The following is a 14,427-nucleotide window of genomic DNA, read 5'->3' as shown; positions in this document are numbered from 1 at the left end:
CGTCCAGTCCTCCCTAATAAAGTTCGTGGTTGTGGCGGCGGATGGTTTCTACGTTGATTCGTCCCAGCATCTTGTAATAACTCCACAAGGTATAAAGCAGAACTATCGGTAGGAAAATCAGCACGATAACCAGCATGATACTGAGCGTCGTCTGGCTGGAGGTACTGTCCCACACCGTCAGGCTAGAGAGTGGATACGCGCTGGATGGCATCACAAATGGAAACAGGGTGATTCCAGCGGTGAAGATCACACAGGTCTGGGTCAATGAAGCAAACAGAAATCCCCACACGGCCCGACGTTGCCCGCAGGCATAGATCGCGAGCATTGGAAAAATCATGCCCAACAGCGGAATAACCAACAGTAGTGGTGAATTTTCAAAGTGTGCCATCCACGCGCCCGGTGCGGTCGTTACTGCCTTTAATAGCGGGTTGGACGGACCATTAGGATCCTGGCTAAGCAGCACATAGCCGTCGATCCCCGTCCACAGCCAGTACCCGGCTAACAGGAAGCAGAGCACCACTAACATCGCGCTGCGGCGGGTGGCAGACAGCGCGCGCAGGTGAAGAAGGCCGTCGGTTTTCAACTGGAGCCACACGCCCCCCTGCATAATGACCAACATCAGGCTTAATGCGCCGCACAGTAGGGCAAAAGGAGAGAGCAATTCCCAGAAAGTGCCCAGATATTGCACATGTAATTGTGGTGTGAACACAAAAGGCACCCCCAGGAACAGATTGCCGAAGGCGACGCCGAAGATAACCGGTGGCACCAGGCTGCCGATAACCAACCCGGTGTCCCACATGGCGCGCCAGCGTGCATTCGCTATTTTACCGCGATAATCAAAGGCCAATGGACGAAAGAAAAGGGCGCACAGCACCAGAATCATCGCCACATAAAACCCCGAAAATGCGGCAGCATAGACGCGCGGCCAGGCTGCGAATAATGCGCCGCCCGCCAGAATGAGCCACACCTGGTTACCTTCCCAGTGCGCCCCTACGCTATTGATTAACACCCGACGTTCATCATCGTTGCGCGCGATCAGCGGTAACAGGCAGCCGACCCCCATATCAAACCCGTCAGTGACCATAAAGGCCACCAGAATAATGCCAATCAGCAGCCACCAAATGAGCCGCAACGTTTCATAATCCAACATGATGCTCTCCTTTATTCCTGTGGTTGTGCCGGTTGTTGACGTTGCATCGCATCTGGACCAAGACGCGCGTATTTTTGCATCAGGTAGACTTCGGCAATTAAAAACAGGGTGTAAAGCGTGAGGATTAGCCCCATGGAGAAGGCCAGTTGGCCCGCGCTCAGCGCAGAGTGGGCGTACCAGGTCGGCAAAATATCCTGAATCGCCCACGGCTGGCGGCCAAACTCCGTCATAAACCAGCCTGCTTCAATGGCAATCCACGGTAGTGGCAGGCTCCACAGCGTTATGTGCAGTACCCAGCGATGCTGGTCGATACGCCAGCGTAAGGTCTGTATCAGCGCAATCGCCATCACCAGCAGCAGAAGGGAACCGCATCCAATCATGATGCGAAAGCTCCAGAACACGGGGGCAACTTGCGGAATAGCGCCGCGTTGTGCGGCCTGATATTGCGCTGGCGTGACATGGTTCATGTCAGGGGCGTAGTTGGCCAACAGGATGCCGTAACCCAGATCTTTTTCCACGGCGTGAAAAGCGTGCAGTAGCTGAGGCGTGCGGTTACCTTTAGCGATTTCCTGCATCAGCAACCATGCTTCCCGGCCCCGCTGCAGGCGGGGTAGCGCGTCTGCCATCAGGTTCTTCAGCCCCGGAACTGGCGTATCTAAAGAGTGAGTCGCCAGGATACCCAGCAGGGCCGGTATCTTCACGGAAAAGGCGTTACGCTCTTGCTCCTGCTGCGGCCAGGCTATCACATGAAAGGGCGCAGGTGCCGGTTCGGTTTGCCATTCCCCTTCCATTGCCGCCAGTTTTACCGGCTGGCGTTGGGCGACCTCATAGGCTGAGCTATCTCCCAGTTGCAGAGTGCCGAGGATAGCCAGTGTGCCAAAGACGGAACCTACCGCGAAGGAGCGCAGGGCGAACTCGCGAGCGCGACCACGCAGCAGATACCAGGCGCTGATGGACATCACAAACATGGCGCCTGTGACATAACCGGACATCACGGTATGCACAAATTTCACCTGGCTGATGGGGTTAAAAACCAGCTCGCTAAAGCTGCTCATCTCCATGCGCAGGGTATCAATATTAAAGTGAGCGCCCGTTGGATATTGCATCCAGCCGTTGGCGTTGAGGATCCACAGGGCCGAGATATTGGAGCCAAACGCTACCAGCCAGGTCACCAGTAAATGCTGGTACTTGTTTAAGCGCTGCCAGCCGAAGAAGAACAGCCCCACGAATGTGGATTCAAGAAAGAAAGCCATCAAGGCTTCCATCGCCAGCGGAGCACCGAAAATATCGCCCACATAGTTGGAATAGAGCGACCAGTTAGTCCCGAACTGAAACTCCATGGTCAGGCCGGTCGCCACACCGAGCGCAAAGTTAATACCGAATAACTTTCCCCAGAAACGCGTCATGTCGCGGTAGACTGTTTTGCCCGTCACCACGAACAGGGTTTCCATGATGGCCAGCAAAAAAATCAGCCCCAGCGTCAGGGGAACAAACAGAAAATGGTACAGCGCGGTCAGCGCAAACTGCCAGCGCGATAAGTCAATGACGTCCCACATGCGAACTCCATCAGGCATTAGAGAGTGAATAGATAAGGAAGAAAACGCCAGACCCGCAGCAGAAAAGTATGCGGGTCGGGAGAAGGGGATCAGGCCGGCGGGCCGGATGCCAGCCAGCTACAGACTTCATCCAGGCGCTGGAGCGAGTCGAGCAGATCCTCCGGAGCAGCCAGTATCAGTTCCGGTAATGGACAGATCTCATAACTCTCGAGCAGAAGCCCTTTCAGGGTATCCAGACAGCGCACATGCCAGACATGGCGCAGCGCCGTGGCGTCGATTTGGCTCTCGCCGTAGCCGATGGTGCGGATCTGGATGCGCCCTTCGCCACACAGGCGGGAGAGGAACTGGCGATCCGCATCGCTAACCGGGAGTTGGGTGAGGTTAATGCTATGAGGTTGCGTGGCCGGATCGCGCACGTGCGCCAGCAGTTCCTGAGCCAGCGTCAGGCCATTCATCAACCCATCGACGGGCGGAGGCAACAGGCTATCGTCTGGCAGCGTCGTGATTGTTGCTGCCTGCCACAGCGCCCGTGGCGCACTGCCTGCCTCCAGATGCTCCTCCCATTGACCCAAGTCATTCTGGCAACGCACCCGCCAGATTCCGCAGAAAATAGACTCCTGAATCTCACTCGCCCTGCCGTCAGCCTGCTGGATACGCACGGAAACTTCGCCTTCGCCGAGCAGCGTATTCAAAAACGTGAGGTCGTCTGCGTTGAGCGTGGATAAATCCCATCCCAGCACGTCCTGTTTTGCGGGAATTTTCTGGCTAAGCTGGTGGCGCACGTCGGCTAACAATGCCATCACCGCCGGGCTGTGCGGACAGTTTTCCAGCCTCGCCATGCTGGGGCTGCTGTTGACCTGGCAGGTGAGGGGCAAGGGATTCATGCTGAAGCTGTCATCGCCCGGCTGGGTTCCCGGCCCCAGCAGATGAAAAAAGGTATCACTCATCTTACAGGCTCCGGGGGATGCGTTCTTCAACGAGGGGGCGCATCAGGTTGAGCAGGTCGGCCCACGGATGGATGCCGCTGAGAATGCCGCGCAGCTCGCCGTGGATAAATACCAGCGTGGCCGGGAAGCGAAATACGCCAAAACGATCGCCGATAGCCTCGCTGTGCTCGAGATCCGCCATAGCGATTTGCCAGTCAAACTGGGGAAACTCGCGGAGCAACTCGGCAATCATTACCGGGTTATCGCTGACTTCCGGCGTGCGGCGGGGATCGCTACTGAGCAGCACCACGCCATCACGCACACGCGTTACCCAGTCATCCAGTTCAGATGCGGTCAGCGGTTGCCAGCCGCGCGCCAGCATGCGTTGCCATAGCGCAGAAAATGGTTTGTCATTCAACATGTTGCTTATCTCTCCAGCGTTACACGATACTGGCGAATACGCACGCCTTCATAGTTTTCCAGCGACAGGCATTCATAGTTCAGGCAACGCGTTTCATCGATTGTCTGTGGCGCGATGCCCCACGCGGCCAGTTGCCTTAGCGCGGCTTGTTCTGCCGCCGGGAGCTGAGCGCGCGCGATGTCGGTCAGGCTGCCGCCATAGTCGTCCAGCTGCACCGGCTGTAGTCCTACGAGGGCGATGTGGGCGGGCAGATGACCGCGAATCTCCGCCAGAGCAAGCACTTCGGAGAAGCTGTTCTGATGCAGACTCATTTTTTTGGCGCTGAGGTAACTGGGGACTTGTTCACCGGCGTAGGATTGCAAAGTGCCTGGCGCGAGTCCGTAGTCGATAGCGTCCAGCAGCAACAAATGGCTGGCCTGCTCAACGTAGCCCAGCAGATTCAGCCCTTGCGTGCCGCCGTCGACAATCTCTACCCATTCCGGCCAGTGATAGTGGGCGTACAGGCGTTCGGCAACGCGAATGCCAAATCCTTCATCTGCCCACAGCAGGTTGCCTAAGCCCATCACGATGACGTTAGGTTCGCTCATGACGCCTCCTTATCGCGCTGGCGTTTGGCAAATTTGTGGCTACGGTAGCCGTTGATCATGGTTGAGATGACGGTATCGTCAGACATGATGTCCTCGCGGATAGCCATATACACATGACCGATGATGAAGGCGGCGATGAACCACATCCCCAACCGATGCCAGCTGTGGATATCGAGAGAGTTACCGCCGGTCCAGTAGAAAAACTCCGTCACATAGTGGAAGGGGGTAAAAATGGCGTACTGGCTATGCTCGCTGTATAAGGCAAAACCGGTGAGGATCATAAAAACTGAGAGCAGGAAATAACCGAACATCGCCGCCTGCGCGACGGGGTTATGGCCGATATCTTCTCCCGGTTTTTTTTCCAGAAACAGATACCAGCGCACCACCGAAAAGGCACCCTGCCACCAGCTGCGACGCCAGACCGGCACGACAAACAGCTCGCGTGAATAGCGATTGCCGACGAAGGCCCAGTAAATGCGACCCAGCAGTATCACCGTAAACACCATGGCTGCGGCGAAATGCACTAACCGGATGTCGCCCATGTAGAACAGGTAAGTGGCCTCGCCGTTGACCGACGGTAGTGGTCGGCCAATGAAGTATCCGGTTACCATCAAAACCAACATGCAGCCCACTGTCAGCCAGTGCCACAAGCGTACGGGTGCTTCAAACACATAGTGGCTGACGGCGGTATCACGCGCCTCCCCGACGCGTGGGGATATCTTTCCAGTCATCGTTCCGTTCCTTAACGCTTAGCGAACCTGGACTGCGATAAGTTCGCTGCCGTCGTCGCCGAGGACGTGGGTTGAACATGCCAGGCAGGGGTCGAAGCTGTGCAAGGTGCGCAGGATCTCCAGCGGTTGATCCGGTATCGCCATTTGGGTGCCCATCAACGCCGCCTCGTAGGCGCCAATTTGCCCCTTCGGATCGCGCGGGCTGGCATTCCAGGTGGTCGGCACTACGCACTGATACACGTCGATCTTCTGGTCGCGAATCGACGCCCAGTGACCGAGTGCTCCGCGCGGCGCCTCGGTAAAACCGATCCCACGGCACTGCTGCGGCCAGCTTGCAGGCTCCCATTTTTCGGTATTCGCCGTAGCCAGATTGCCGTTTTTCAGGTTGGTCATCAGCTTGTCGAAGAAATATTGCAGCTTGCTCACGGCCCACTGCGCCTCGTGCGCGCGGCATAAAATACGCCCCAGCGTCGACTGCATACCCGACAGCGGCAGTTTGAGTGCGGACATCATGCGGTCGACGGATTCAATCGTGGCGGCATCCCCTTTGTGATAGGCAATCAGCGTACGCGCCAACGGTCCAACTTCCATGGCGTGTCCGCGCCAGCGCGGGGCTTTAATCCACGAGTAGCGTTCCTGTTCGTTGAGCTGCTGGATATCGGTATCGCTGCCTTTGACATCGCCGGGGTTGTACCAGGGTTCAGTAATCCCCTCGAACGGGTGACGACCTAATTGATCGTCCGGATAACGGTACCAGGCATGATCGACAAACTCCTGAATTTGCTGCTGATCGGCCAGATCCACCGGCATGACGTTGTTAAAATCACCGTTAATGACCGCGCCGCCAGGCATCAACAGGCTCTTCGCGCTGAAGTCGTTGGCAATATCTGGGAACGCGCCGTAGCTTAAGACGCACTTATCAGACAGCCCGGTGCCAATCTGGCTCCAGGGTTTGTTGAACTGGCCGATAGCCAGCGCGTCAGGAACCATGACGTTGTTGATGAAGTCGGCGGTGCGGGTGATGATTGACTGTACCAGGTTAAGGCGTTCCATATCGACCGCGCCAACCGCGCCGCTCTGATCGATATTGATAGCGCATGGCATGCCGCCGACAATCCAGTTAGGATGCGGATTCTTGCCGCCAAACACCGTATGGATTTTGATAATCTCGCGCTGAAAATCGAGCGCTTCCAGATAATGGGCAAAGCCCATCAGGTTAGCCTCTGGCGACAGTTTGTACTGCGGATGCCCCCAATAACCGTTGCGGAAAATCCCCAACTGACCGCCGTCGACAAATTTCTTCAGGCGGTTTTGTACGTCAAAGAAGTAGCCCGGGGAGGACATCGGCCAGGCTGAAAGGCTTTGTGCCAACTGTGATGTTGCGCGCGGGTCGGCTTTCAGGGCATTCAGAACGTCAATCCAGTCCATTCCGGCTAGCTGGTAAAAGTGGACCAGGTGGTCGTGGCACCACAGCGTCGCCAGCATAATATTGCGAATGATGTTGGCGTTGTCGGGCACCTTGATGCCAATGGCATCTTCAATGGCATAGACCGATGCGAGCGCATGTACGCCAGTGCACACCCCGCAAATTCGTTCGACAAACGCCCAGGCATCGCGCGGGTCGCGCCCTTGCAGAATAATTTCCAGTCCACGGAACATGGTGCCGCAGGACACCGCGTTGGTGATGATGTTCTGCTCATCAATGTTCACCTCACAACGCATATGCCCTTCAATGCGCGTAATGGGGTCGACAACCAGGCGCCGGCCGGCATTATTGACCGTATATCCCTGGGTTTGATACGAATTGCTCATGCCTGTTTATCCTCATTGTCTGGCGACTGTTGTCCGGCGTCGGCTAATTGCTGTTTGTGGCGGTTATGTTGATTGACGGCGCTGGCGACTGCGTGGACACCGACGCTGGCGGCCACCACGCCTAGCGCGGTGAGGCCCACGGTATCGGCGGTTGAATGCGTCCCCATCTGCGGGATATCGACCACGCGGCTGTAGAACGAACCGCGATCCCAGAAGCCGTTCTCTGAACATCCCAGACACCCATGACCGGACTGGATGGGGAAAGAAACGCCGCCATTCCAGTGGGTGGTGGAGCAGGCGTTATAAGTGGTAGGCCCTTTGCAGCCCATTTTGTACAGGCAATAGCCTTTTCGGGCAGCGTCATCGTCCCAACTCTCAACGAACTCCCCGGCGTCAAAGTGGGCGCGGCGGTAGCATTTGTCGTGAATACGCTGACCATAGAACATCAGCGGACGCCCCAGACGATCGAGTTCAGGCAGACGATCAAACGTCACCATATAGGTAATGATGGCGCTCATGACATCCGGAATCGGCGGACAGCCGGGCACTTTCACGATTGGCTTATCGGTGATCACCTTATCGATCGGCGTTGCCTGGGTTGGATTAGGCCGGGCGGCCTGCACGCAGCCCCAGGAGGCACAGGTTCCCCAGGCGATAATCGCGCTGGCGCCTGCCGCGGCTCTTTTTAGCTTTTCAATAAACGGTCGCCCGCCACTGATGCAGAACATTCCTTGTTCACCCAGCGGAGGATTGCCCTCGACGGCCAGAATGTATCGGCCGTGGTAGCGGCTCAGAATGTCTTCAAATACCTCTTCGGCCTGCGTTCCGGCGGCGGCCATCAGGGTGTCGTCGTAATCAAGAGAAATCAGGGAGAGGATGACGTCTTTGGCGAGTGGGTGAGAGGAGCGGATAAATGATTCAGTGCAACAGGTGCATTCCAGCCCGTGGATCCAGACGACCGGGATCCGGGGTTTGTTTTCCAGCGCCCAGGCTATTCTGGGCGTCATTGCGGCTCCCAGCCCAAGCGATGTTGCTGCGAGGCTGCAATATTTGAGAAAACTGCGTCGACTCACCCCTTTGCGGCGCATCGCCTGATAAAAGGTCTCCTCGTTATTCGTATTCATAACACGCGTTTCTTCCCCCGTTGAGTTCTGGCCACGTCGCCAGCGATAATCTAAAAAAGCCTATCCGATCAGCGGGGAGAAACAATGTAAAGTGTAGGGTTATGTCCTATTGCGATATTTTCGTGCCCGTTACCTGTTTTTCACTGTCCGGGAATAAAAAAACGCACAGGGGAGACCGCCCTGTGCGTCGGGTTTATTGCGGAAGAACTTAAACCCCAAGGCGATCGCGTAAGCTGTAATATGCCGCCCCCATGGCGGTAAACGGAATGCGCAGGCTGCGCCCCCCCGGGAACGGGTAGTGCGGCAGTTTGGCGAAAGCGTCAAAGCGCTCGGCATCCCCGCGCAGCAGTTCAGAAATAAGACGTCCTGCCAGGTGGGTACAGGTCACGCCGTGGCCGCTGTAGCCCTGCATATAGTAAATGTTGGTATCAAGACGGCCGAACTGCGGCATGCGAGATAGCGTTAACAGGAAATTACCGGTCCAGCGGTAATCAATTTTTACCCCCTGCAATTGCGGGAAGGTTTTCAGCAGTTTCGGCATTACCAGACGTTCAATATCGTCTGGATCGCGGGCGCCGTAGACCACGCCGCCGCCGTACAACAGGCGGTTATCGCCGGTCAGACGGTAGTAATCCAGCAAATAGTTACAATCTTCTACACAGTAGTTTTTTGGAATCAGCGAGCGTGCCATCTCCGCAGACAACGGTTCGGTGGTTAACACCTGTGTGCCGCATGGCATGCTGCTTTTTGCCAGCGCAGGCTCGAGTTTGTCGCCGAGGTAGGCGTTGCCCGCGACGATCACAAAGCGGGCCGTAACCTGACCTTTTTCGGTGCTGACCACCGCCGGGCTGGTGTGCTGGATACGGGTGACCGGCGACTGTTCGAAGACGCGCCCGCCGTTCAGACGAATGGCGTTAGCTTCGCCAATCGCCAGGTTCAGCGGATGAATATGACCACCGCTGTGGTCGAGCAGCGCGCCGACATAACGATCGCTGCTGACTTCGCGACGAATTTCGCTGCTGTCTAACAGTTCAAGCTGCGTGTTGCCGTAGCGTTCCCAGTTCGACTTCTGCTCCTCCAGCGTTTCCATCTGCTTGTGGTTCAGCGCCACAAACAGTCCGCCGGGGCGATAGTCGCATTCGATCTGATAACGCTTGATACGTTCGCGGATGATATTACCGCCTTCAAACATCATGCTGCCAAGCATTTTGGCGGCGTCCGGGCCATAGGTGCGCTCGATGACGTCGATATCGCGACTGTAGGAGTTCACCAACTGACCGCCGTTACGTCCGCTGGCCCCAAAGCCGATACGCGCGGATTCCAGTAGCACTACGTCGTAACCCATCTCCGCTAAGTGCAGGGCGGAGGAGAGACCGGTATATCCACCGCCCACGACGCAAACATCACAGCTAACCGACTCGCTAAGGGTGGGAAACGGTTCGTACTGATTGGCGCTTGCGGCGTAATAACTGCTGGTATGTTCAGTCATGATTAAGGCTCCAGGGAGATCCAAATGGTTTTCAGTTCGCTAAATTTTTCCAGCGCATGCAGGGACTTATCGCGCCCGTTGCCGCTTTGCTTATAACCGCCGAACGGCACAGTCATATCACCGTCGTTGTAGTTATTAATGAAGACCGAACCGGCCTTCAGGCGACGACTCATGCGGTGGGCGCGCGACAGATCGCGGGTCCAGACCGCGGCCCCCAAGCCGTAGTCACTGTCGTTGGCCAGCGCCAGGGCTTCGGCTTCGCTGCTAAAACGGGTGACGACCAGCACCGGGCCGAAGATCTCATCGCGGCTGACGTGGGCTTGCGGGGCTGTATCGACAAAAATAGTCGGGCCGATAGCCGCTGGGTGGACGTGGCTGCGACCATCCAGCGCCAGCGTGCTTTGCGCTTCACCGTCGCGAATAAAACCGTGCACGGTGTCGGCATGCGCGTTGTCGATAAGCGTGCCCATCGTGGTTTCCGGATCCAGCGGGTTGCCCGGCTGCCAGTTTTTCGCCTGCTCTTTCAGCAGGGCGATGAACTCGTCGGCAATACTCTCTTCCAGTAACAGACGCGTACCGGCGATACAGACCTGACCCTGGTTATAGAAGATGCCTGCTGCAGCATTGGCGGCGGCTTTCGGCAGATCCGGGCAGTCGGCAAAAACGATGTTGGCACTTTTACCACCGGCCTCCAGCCAGACGCGTTTCATATTGCTGTCGCCAGCGTCTTTGAGCAGTTGCTTGCCGGTGCGGGTCGAGCCGGTAAAGGTGATCACATCAACATCCGGATGCTGCGACAACGCCTGGCCCGCTTCGTGGCCATATCCGCTCACCACGCTGAGAACGCCATCTGGCAAACCTGCTTTTTTTGCCAACGCAGCAAGGCGAATGGCGGTCAGCGGTGATTTTTCTGAAGGTTTGAGGATCACGCTGTTGCCTGCAGCCAGTGCCGGGCCAAGTTTCCAGCAGGCCAGCAGCAGGGGAAAATTCCACGGCACGATGGCCGCAATGACGCCCACCGGCTCGCGCACAATCAGCGCCAGATCGCTCACCGAGGTGGTGGCCACTTCGCCATAGACTTTATCTATTGCTTCGGCGTACCAACGGATGGCGCGTGCCGCGCCTGGAATATCATCACGCAGGCTATGGCGAATCGGTTTACCGGTGTCGAGCGTTTCCAGTAGCGCCAGCTCCTCGTGATGCTGCTCCATTAAATCGGCGAACTTGTGCAGGACTGCCTTGCGCTCTGCGGGTGATGCTTGCGACCAGTCTCCGCGTTCAAATACGGTGCGGGCTGCGGTGACCGCGCGGTCTACATCCGCTTTTTTGCCGCGGGCGACTTTGGCGAGCGGGCGTTGTCCTGCCGGATCCTGCGTAATGAAGGTTTCGTTATCGGCGGCTGCGCAATATTCGCCGTTAATAAATAAACGGGTCTCCGGCGAATAATGGCTGGCTTTTTCACGCCAATATTTAAGATTCTGAAAGTTCATAGCTACTCCTTTTATATCAATAAAATAAAGTTCGTTGCTGATCTTTTCAGGCAAAATCAGGCTGCACGATGCCCCAGGGATGTACCCTGTTGATGCGCGTTATTTAAGAAGGCCTGAGAAACTCAGGCCGCTACTTATTAGAAAGTGGTAGGAGTGTGGGCACTGATGATGCGGCAGATCCCTGCCGAGGTGTTGCTGAAGCTATGTGGTATACCGGTGTTAATGGCATAACTTTGTCCTGCAACAAGATGATACGTTTGACCGTTGATGGTCAGTATCACTTCACCTTCCAGTATTGTCCCAATCTCTTCACCCTGGTGTTTAATTCTCTCCCCGGTTGTCGTACCTGGCTGATAGGTTTCAAACATCATGGCCAGCGTACGATTCGGATTTCCGTTGTGTACCAACTTCATGGATACTCCCTGACTCCCGATCTCAATCAAATCATCCTGATTGATAACCACCTGCGGTTCGTCAGGCTTTTCCGGTTCCGCGAAGAACTCGGAGAGCGACAGCCCATAAACTTTCAATAGCTTTTGCAGCGTACTGATGGCAGGACTGACTTTATCCTGCTCTATGGTGCTGATGGCGCTATGCGTTAACCCAGACAGTTCGGCGGCACGACGCTGTGAAAGACCCAATTGCTGGCGGATCTCTGACAAACGTTTACCCGGCGCCAGGCCGTCATCGCTCATAATTGCATTTCCTTAACTGTAGTGGTCAGAGTCGCTGTTTTTCAGCGAGGTGGTTCTGACAAGCGGTGATAAAACCTTCAAGTAACAAACGCGACAGGGCGTATTCGCTACTGTTCCATTCCGGGTGCCACTGCACACCAAGCGCGAAAGGATGGTCGTGAACGCTGGCTGCTTCCACTAATCCATCCTGCGAGCGTGCTTCCACGCGCAGTTGCGGGCCAAGGGTTTTTGCGCCCTGACCATGCAAGGAGTTAACCCAAAACGTGCTGCAACCTGGTATTAGCTGAGATAGCAATCCTCCCTGTTGAACCTGGACTTCATGAGATGGCGCATATTGCTGCTCCACCGGGAGTTCCGCATCTTCACGATGTTCCAGGAACTGTGAGTGATCGCACAGGCGACGATACAGAGTCCCGCCAGTGGCGACAACTAATTCCTGTAAGCCCCGGCAGATGGCGAAAATGGGAATGCGCCTTTCGAGCCCGGCGGTAATTAGCGCCATGCTCAGAAGATCACGCCCGGGATCGGCGTCAGACTCATCGCCATTTTCACCATAAAGGTGCGGCTGCACATTGCTTGGGCTTCCTGGCAGGAAGATACCATCCAGTTTCGGTAACAGCGCGTTCAGTAATTCGGGTTCCGCAAGCGCATGGGGAATCGCTATCGGTAATCCACCGGCGTTCAATACTGCATTCAGGTACTTTTCTTGCAGAGTCTGGGTCTCGTGACCCTTAAGCCTGTTCCTACACATCACTACACCAATAACTGGCTTGTCAAATATATTGCCCATGATCGACCTCACGTTTTGGAATAAATTATTGCCAAACGGTTCCTTGTTATGCCATTCCGTTCATTATTTTCTCAATCTAGCAGTGGAATAACCTTATAGCAAACTTAATTTAACATTTGACAAACAATTTGTTTGCATCCAGAGTCGAAGAGTGGACATTATATTTAACAGTCAAATCACAGAACAGCTTACAGGCCAACGGCGGTGAATCATGGAAACCAATATCGTAGAAGTTGAGAATTTTGTTCAGCATTCTGAAGAGAGACGAAGTAGCGCGTTTGCGCGTGAAGTTAAGCAGTATCTGGAGCGCTACCCCAACACGCAGTTCGTGGATGTGCTGTTAACCGACCTGAATGGTTGTTTTCGTGGTAAACGCATTCCCGTCGCCGGGTTACACAAGTTAGAGAAAGGCTGCTATTTCCCGGCATCCGTTTTCGCGATGGATATTCTTGGCAATGTGGTCGAAGAGGCGGGATTAGGCCAGGAGCTTGGCGAACCGGATCGGACCTGTGTCCCGGTGCCTGGCACGTTAACGCCTTCGGCCGCCGATCCGGAATGTATTGCGCAGATGATGCTGACGATGCTGGATGAAGATGGCGCTCCCTTTGACGTTGAGCCGCGGAACGTACTTAACCGACTCTGGCAGAAACTTCGCCAGCGCGGTCTGTTCCCCGTCGTAGCGGTAGAGCTGGAGTTCTATTTACTCGATCGTAAGCGCGATCCCGAAGGTTATCTGCAGCCGCCGTGCGCGCCGGGAACGGACGATCGGAATACGCAAAGTCAGGTTTACTCGGTTGATAACCTGAACCACTTTGCTGATGTGCTAAACGATATCGATGAACTGGCCCGTTTGCAGCTGATCCCGGCTGACGGCGCGGTGGCTGAAGCCTCCCCTGGGCAGTTTGAAATCAACCTCTACCATACCGATAACGTACTCGACGCCTGCGACGACGCGCTGGCGCTGAAACGGCTGGTACGGCTGGTGGCGGAGAAACATAAGATGCATGCCACGTTTATGGCAAAACCTTATGAGGAGCATGCCGGTAGCGGAATGCATATCCACATCAGCATTATGAATAATAAAGGCGAGAACGTGTTAGCCGATGCGAATGGCGATGATTCCGCGTTACTTAAACGTGCGCTTGCCGGGATGATTGATCTGATGCCTGCGTCAATGGCGCTGCTGGCGCCGAATGTGAACTCTTATCGCCGCTTCCAGCCGGGGATGTATGTTCCGACCCAGGCTTCCTGGGGGCACAACAACCGTACGGTGGCGCTGCGCATTCCCTGCGGCGATCGTGATAACCATCGGGTTGAATATCGCGTGGCGGGGGCTGACGCCAACCCGTATCTGGTGATGTCGACCATTCTGGCGGGGATCCTGCATGGGCTGGATAACGAGCTGCCGTTGCAGGAAGAGGTGGAAGGCAACGGCCTGGAGCAGGAAGGGCTACCGTTCCCGATCCGCCAGAGCGATGCGCTGTGGGAGTTCATGCAAAATGACAGTCTGCGTGAGTTGCTCGGGGAGCGTTTTAGCCATGTGTATCACGCCTGTAAACACGATGAACTGATCCAGTTTGAACGCCTGATTACCGACACTGAAATTGAGTGGATGCTGAAAAACGCCTGACAGGAAAGTGGCCCGGCGGCGGAATG

At 55.8% G+C, this 14,427-nt stretch carries 13 protein-coding genes; 1 reads left to right on the top strand and 12 read right to left on the bottom strand.

Features of this window, described 5'->3' with window-relative positions; all coding sequences use genetic code 11:
- Positions 1–13 precede the first annotated feature (13 nt).
- The 12 genes from appB to puuD form a co-directional block, all read right to left on the bottom strand.
- Positions 14–1,150, bottom strand: coding sequence for a cytochrome d ubiquinol oxidase subunit II (gene appB, locus OGW44_RS19380; RefSeq protein WP_137352770.1), 1,137 nt, complete (start codon positions 1,148–1,150; stop codon positions 14–16).
- 11 nt (positions 1,151–1,161) lie between these two features.
- Entirely contained in the window at positions 1,162–2,706 is a 1,545-nt protein-coding gene (gene appC, locus OGW44_RS19375; protein WP_075846732.1) for a cytochrome bd-II oxidase subunit 1, read from the bottom strand.
- A gap of 89 nt (positions 2,707–2,795) precedes the next feature.
- Positions 2,796–3,653 carry a hydrogenase expression/formation protein gene (locus OGW44_RS19370; RefSeq protein WP_185654206.1) on the bottom strand — a complete coding sequence of 286 codons (858 nt, stop codon included), beginning with the start codon at positions 3,651–3,653 and terminating at the stop codon, positions 2,796–2,798.
- Position 3,654: 1 nt separating this feature from the next.
- Positions 3,655–4,053 carry a hydrogenase-1 operon protein HyaE gene (gene hyaE / locus OGW44_RS19365; RefSeq protein ID WP_047417026.1) on the bottom strand — a complete coding sequence of 133 codons (399 nt, stop codon included), beginning with the start codon at positions 4,051–4,053 and terminating at the stop codon, positions 3,655–3,657.
- A 5-nt stretch (positions 4,054–4,058) separates the two neighbouring features.
- Positions 4,059–4,640, bottom strand: coding sequence for a hydrogenase 1 maturation protease (gene hyaD / locus OGW44_RS19360; RefSeq protein ID WP_046276295.1), 582 nt, complete (start codon positions 4,638–4,640; stop codon positions 4,059–4,061).
- Positions 4,637–5,371 carry a Ni/Fe-hydrogenase b-type cytochrome subunit gene (gene hyaC / locus OGW44_RS19355; RefSeq protein ID WP_185654207.1) on the bottom strand — a complete coding sequence of 245 codons (735 nt, stop codon included), beginning with the start codon at positions 5,369–5,371 and terminating at the stop codon, positions 4,637–4,639. The genes hyaD and hyaC overlap by 4 nt, the downstream gene beginning before the upstream one ends.
- An 18-nt stretch (positions 5,372–5,389) precedes the next feature.
- Positions 5,390–7,183 carry a Ni/Fe-hydrogenase large subunit gene (gene hyaB, locus OGW44_RS19350; RefSeq protein ID WP_016155782.1) on the bottom strand — a complete coding sequence of 598 codons (1,794 nt, stop codon included), beginning with the start codon at positions 7,181–7,183 and terminating at the stop codon, positions 5,390–5,392.
- Positions 7,180–8,307, bottom strand: coding sequence for a hydrogenase 1 small subunit (gene hyaA / locus OGW44_RS19345; RefSeq protein ID WP_185654208.1), 1,128 nt, complete (start codon positions 8,305–8,307; stop codon positions 7,180–7,182). The genes hyaB and hyaA overlap by 4 nt, the downstream gene beginning before the upstream one ends.
- Before the next feature lie 208 nt (positions 8,308–8,515).
- Positions 8,516–9,796, bottom strand: coding sequence for an NAD(P)/FAD-dependent oxidoreductase (locus OGW44_RS19340; protein WP_016155784.1), 1,281 nt, complete (start codon positions 9,794–9,796; stop codon positions 8,516–8,518).
- Between the two features lie 2 nt (positions 9,797–9,798).
- Complete coding sequence (gene puuC / locus OGW44_RS19335) at positions 9,799–11,286, bottom strand: aldehyde dehydrogenase PuuC (protein WP_185654209.1); 1,488 nt, start codon at positions 11,284–11,286, stop codon at positions 9,799–9,801.
- 137 nt (positions 11,287–11,423) lie between these two features.
- Positions 11,424–11,981: an HTH-type transcriptional regulator PuuR gene (puuR, locus tag OGW44_RS19330; protein WP_016151913.1), complete on the bottom strand. Its 558-nt coding sequence runs from the start codon at positions 11,979–11,981 to the stop codon at positions 11,424–11,426.
- A gap of 25 nt (positions 11,982–12,006) precedes the next feature.
- Positions 12,007–12,771, bottom strand: a complete 765-nt coding sequence (gene puuD / locus OGW44_RS19325) for a gamma-glutamyl-gamma-aminobutyrate hydrolase (protein WP_016151914.1) — start codon at positions 12,769–12,771, stop codon at positions 12,007–12,009.
- A 211-nt stretch (positions 12,772–12,982) separates the two neighbouring features.
- Between puuD and OGW44_RS19320 the strand changes: the two genes are divergently transcribed.
- Positions 12,983–14,401, top strand: a complete 1,419-nt coding sequence (locus OGW44_RS19320; protein WP_046276299.1) for a glutamine synthetase family protein — start codon at positions 12,983–12,985, stop codon at positions 14,399–14,401.
- Positions 14,402–14,427: the final 26 nt, after the last annotated feature.

The sequence above is a fragment of the Citrobacter sp. Cb023 genome (genome assembly GCF_030336805.1).
In the GTDB taxonomy this organism is placed as follows: domain Bacteria; phylum Pseudomonadota; class Gammaproteobacteria; order Enterobacterales; family Enterobacteriaceae; genus Citrobacter; species Citrobacter braakii.
Note: the sequence above shows the minus strand (reverse complement) of the source record. Positions and strands in the feature narration are given on the sequence as shown.